The organism is Symbiopectobacterium sp. (assembly GCF_051710365.1).
In the GTDB taxonomy this organism is placed as follows: Bacteria; Pseudomonadota; Gammaproteobacteria; order Enterobacterales; family Enterobacteriaceae; genus Symbiopectobacterium.
Map to the genome: position 1 here is coordinate 1 of NZ_JBPETA010000282.1, position 2,934 is coordinate 2,934.

General features: G+C 51.2%; 6 protein-coding genes. All 6 read right to left on the minus strand.

The features are described from left to right. Positions 1–153 precede the first annotated feature (153 nt). Entirely contained in the window at positions 154–645 is a 492-nt protein-coding gene (locus tag ACTBDZ_RS16640) for an antiterminator Q family protein (protein WP_438816122.1), read from the minus strand. Between the two features lie 97 nt (positions 646–742). After that, positions 743–928: a hypothetical protein gene (locus ACTBDZ_RS16645; RefSeq protein WP_438816123.1), complete on the minus strand. Its 186-nt coding sequence runs from the start codon at positions 926–928 to the stop codon at positions 743–745. Beyond that, positions 928–1,290: a RusA family crossover junction endodeoxyribonuclease gene (locus ACTBDZ_RS16650; protein WP_438816124.1), complete on the minus strand. Its 363-nt coding sequence runs from the start codon at positions 1,288–1,290 to the stop codon at positions 928–930. The genes ACTBDZ_RS16645 and ACTBDZ_RS16650 overlap by 1 nt, the downstream gene beginning before the upstream one ends. Further along, a complete protein-coding gene (locus tag ACTBDZ_RS16655) occupies positions 1,287–1,577 on the minus strand; it encodes a DUF1364 domain-containing protein (protein WP_438816125.1) in 291 nt (96 codons plus the stop codon). The genes ACTBDZ_RS16650 and ACTBDZ_RS16655 overlap by 4 nt, the downstream gene beginning before the upstream one ends. Positions 1,578–1,579: 2 nt before the next feature. Continuing rightward, complete coding sequence (locus ACTBDZ_RS16660; protein WP_438816126.1) at positions 1,580–2,095, minus strand: phage N-6-adenine-methyltransferase; 516 nt, start codon at positions 2,093–2,095, stop codon at positions 1,580–1,582. Between the two features lie 222 nt (positions 2,096–2,317). Continuing rightward, positions 2,318–2,773, minus strand: coding sequence for a YbcN family protein (locus ACTBDZ_RS16665; RefSeq protein WP_438816127.1), 456 nt, complete (start codon positions 2,771–2,773; stop codon positions 2,318–2,320). Between the last annotated feature and the right edge of the window lie 161 nt (positions 2,774–2,934).

Below are 2,934 nucleotides of genomic sequence, written 5' to 3' on the forward strand. Positions count from 1 at the left end.
ATGGGATTGTTAGTATGAATCATGAGAGTTACCTCGTGTTTTGTATAAGGATTGGACACCCATATCAAAACCGGTAACTCTCAACCTTGCAAGGTCCAGTGTCAGATCAAGTCGCGACTAATACAGTAAATGGGTAAAAGATGTCAAGTCCTTTCATGCAACATGTTTAATTTTCGCCACACGTTTACGACTTTTAAACGCATTTCGCAGCGGAGTGTAGAGAATATACAGCGTAGCCTCCAGTATCTGTGAAATCTCTTTCCTCAGCGCTTCCTCTGACGGCTTACGCCACCCCTCACCCAATCTCCCCCTGTCGATTTTGCGTGGCCTTGCGGCTTTGTGATAGTACGATGCAATTGCTCGCTTAGATGATCCGTGAGCGTAGTAGCTGAGAAGAATACCGAGCGCCCTTGTGTCAATGCGCATGACGGAATCTACGACCTGAGAAATCAACATCCCGTCATCATCGTTGCATATGGGCCTACTCATCACCCTGCCTGGCTCTACTCTCTCCATGAACTGCGCAATTACGCTGCTTTGCCGCTTCTCTAGTCTCCCTGAATAAACCCACGCGCCCCATAATTCCAACCACCCTTCAATCCATCGATGCTGGTCATCCGTGAGCTTAAGTTCAGCTATTGGCATTTCTTCCTCCGATGACTGACATCCCAGCCCTGATAATGCGTTGGCTGGATAGTTGGGTTGATGGGGGTGAAGAGTGAGAAAATGTAGGTAAGGCGTTTCATGCATCCCCCTCAGTATTTACCGTCCCCTTGCCATCCTGCCGGGTAGTGAACATCGCCATTATTCCGCTATACGCTGGCTTAACTTTCAGCACGTTTGTACATTGAAATACGCCGTAATCCCGGTGATATTTCTTTCGCATAAAGCGAGCCTCTTCTATCGCTGCGTTGATATCGGTAAACATCAGGCGTCCTCCAACTCAGTGATGACAATATCCAGACTGCCCCCGCGTTCTTGCTGCCCGCGCCTCACTCTGAAATCGTCTATCTGTTCGTCGTCCAGCATGAAGCCCGCATGCGTGAGCGCATCGAAAACCGCCTTTTGCAGGTTGTCGAGGTCACGGCGTCGTTTGTCTGGAGCGTGGGCGATAATGGAAATTTCCAGTCTTGCAGGCGTGTTGATATCGAGGTGTTGCTGTTGAATTATCTGGATGATGTTTTGCCGGTATGCCTTGCCTTTCTCGCTGATATAGTGCCGATGTCGTGCGTGTCGCCAGTAGGTGTTCAGGCTTGGTGGCCACGGCAGTTTCAGGTGATATTCGGTCATCGCTTAATCTTCCCCTGCGCCAGTAAAATCGCCTGTGTGCGAATGACGCCTTCCAGATGATGCAGTCGGGCATAGTCGGCATCGGTGATACGCGTGCGGCGGTCTATTTCGTCGTGACAGGCAGAACAGGCCCATGCGCCGAAAAGGTCATCAGGCTTCATGCCGGTGCCGCAAATGCCCGACATTCGGTAATGGGCCAGCACTATAGTTTCCGCGTTACCGTTACAGATACCCGAGAGCCTAACCTGACACTCTCGGCCTCTGGCCTCTTTTCTAAGATTCGCCATAGCTACCTCCACATCCGGTTAATCAGCGCGTGTTTACTTACCGTGGTCATCCCTTTAGGGGTTATGCGCCACGGTCGCCAGATGAGCAACACGCTGCCCTTGCTGTTACCCGCCGTGCCTTTTTTGCCCGTTTCAGCGCTGATAAACGACAATCGCCCTTCTGTGATGAAGCGCACCTCATCAACCGTTTTCTGTGCCTGTGCGAACCATCCCGTCGAGGTATCAGCAGGCAGCAGCATAACCACCGTTTTATTCTGCTTGCGGCTCTGCTCAGCAGCTTTATCAACCCAGGGGCGGATATTGCTGTACGGGGGATTGCAGAATATGGCTCCCTTGCTGCTCCAGTCACAGGCAAGGGCATTATCCTCTGGCGTCAGATACAGACGGCATAGGGCATTGTCGTGGTCAGCGGCGGCATCGAGGTAGAAGTCGAACTCCGCATCCAGCGCCTGGAAGACCTCGGGCGGGGTTCGCCATGTGTCCTTGTGCTCTGGTCTGGTGTGTGATTTGAGTGCCATATCTACCCCCAAATTTTGTTAACCATTGAACGTGGTGTTGGTTTGAGGTAGTGCTGTTCGGGAAGGGTGACAACGACATCCCAGTATTTAGGGTCGCTGCTAAGTGACCTGACAGCGCGATAGCCGTTGTCTTTGTAGTGCCTGACGAGGAGCTCCGCCTCTTCACTGGTTAACCCATCGTACTTGAAAGGTATTTTCTTCATCCGACTCTCCCTCGTGTGCTCATTCGTTCTGCACCTGTTTGAGTTTTTGATATTCGCTGTCGTTAGGTATCGTCAGGTTGCACCCGATTTCACTCGCCCACCCCTCTACCTGCGTGAGATAGAAATGCATGTCGCCCGTATTGAGGTCTGCCGTGTGCCGTAGACTGCTTACCGTTGTTTTTGCACCCGTCACCACATCAACCATTTCTCTATCTGCATAACCCAGATACGTGTGTTTCATAGCGTCCTTAACCCATTCTGGAGACGCAAAAGGCTTGCCGCTCTTAATGAGATAGGCGCTGATTTCTGCGTACCACATGTGGGATAGGCTGTTCTGGGAAAGGCTACGCTTGTCACGCCACGGCTTGATTATGAGGCGGTAACATTCGCCGGATTCGAGAAGGGGTTGTAGCTGTTGGCCTATGGCCTGAAAGTTGCTCTTGTGAAGACGGATGCCATCTTTCGATAGCGCCAATAATTACTCCTTGTCAGGTTCATTTTTGAACAGTTCAATAAACGCTTTCAGGTTTTTTCGTATTCGTTCATCACGCAGCAGGAAGCATGTTTTATCCATCACCCACCTCTGAATTTACCCACCCAAACAAAAAGGGCCGCCATTGCCAGCAGCCCCACGAT

What these genes read in the sequence shown, in the direction of transcription:
- ACTBDZ_RS16640 (WP_438816122.1), bottom strand. Translation starts at nt 645, where the DNA reads ATGCCAATAGCTGAACTTAAGCTCACGGATGACCAGCATCGATGGATT.
- ACTBDZ_RS16645 (WP_438816123.1), bottom strand. Translation starts at nt 928, where the DNA reads ATGTTTACCGATATCAACGCAGCGATAGAAGAGGCTCGCTTTATGCGA.
- ACTBDZ_RS16650 (WP_438816124.1), bottom strand. Translation starts at nt 1,290, where the DNA reads ATGACCGAATATCACCTGAAACTGCCGTGGCCACCAAGCCTGAACACC.
- ACTBDZ_RS16655 (WP_438816125.1), bottom strand. Translation starts at nt 1,577, where the DNA reads ATGGCGAATCTTAGAAAAGAGGCCAGAGGCCGAGAGTGTCAGGTTAGG.
- ACTBDZ_RS16660 (WP_438816126.1), bottom strand. Translation starts at nt 2,095, where the DNA reads ATGGCACTCAAATCACACACCAGACCAGAGCACAAGGACACATGGCGA.